Origin of the sequence: Kitasatospora nipponensis (genome assembly GCF_039528135.1) — a bacterium.
GTDB lineage: Bacteria > Actinomycetota > Actinomycetes > Streptomycetales > Streptomycetaceae > Kitasatospora > Kitasatospora nipponensis.
Genome location: NZ_BAAALF010000749.1, coordinates 1 through 678, shown reverse-complemented (window position 1 = coordinate 678; position 678 = coordinate 1). Strand labels below are relative to the sequence as shown.

General features: G+C 69.5%; 1 pseudogene. It reads right to left on the bottom strand.

The window, feature by feature from the left end:
* Positions 1-16 precede the first annotated feature (16 nt).
* Positions 17-678 (bottom strand): annotated as a pseudogene (locus tag ABD323_RS43105) (hypothetical protein); the annotation flags it as partial.

Sequence of the window (678 nt, the reverse complement as noted above, 5' to 3'; positions counted from 1 at the left end):
AAGGGGGTTGTTGCGGTTAGGGGTTGGAGAAGTAGCCGAACATGTCGACCACGGCATCCGTGTCGCCGCTGCGGTTGTAGATGTCGAACCTGCCGTTGGTGCCGAGCGGGGTGGTCACGTGGTTGGCGACGATCCGGCCGGGCGGGAAGTTGACGTTGCTGGTGCCGGGGCGGGTGGTGCCGTCGCCCCAGAGGGTGAGGTAGCTGCCGGTGGTGGAGCGGGCGGCGGTCACGTTGAGGACCGCGCCGGTGGCTCCGGCGGGCAGCTTGGTGGCGACCGCGCGGGTCTCCTCGGGCTTGAGGGAACCGGCCGGGTCCTCCCGGGTGTCGGTCAGACGGACCGGCGGGACCGGGGTGAAGACGCTGCCGCTGCTGCTCGGGCTGTAGTAGCCGGAGATGTCGGCCACCACGTGCAGCGAACCGGCGCCGGTGCAGAACCAGATCATGCCCTCCGAGTCGGGAGCCGCGATCACCTGGTTGGCCACCGTCTCGCCCTTGGCGAAGTTGAGGTTCGAGGTGCCGGTGTAGCTGTTGATCGAGAGGTAGCCGGGCTGCTCGGGCTCGGTCACCGTCACGTTCAGCACCACGTCGGTGGCGTCGGCCGGTACGCCGGGCAGGGTGCGCGCGTTCAGCTTGGTCGGCGGGGTCGCCGAGGAGGAGCAGACCGGCTTCAGCTTCC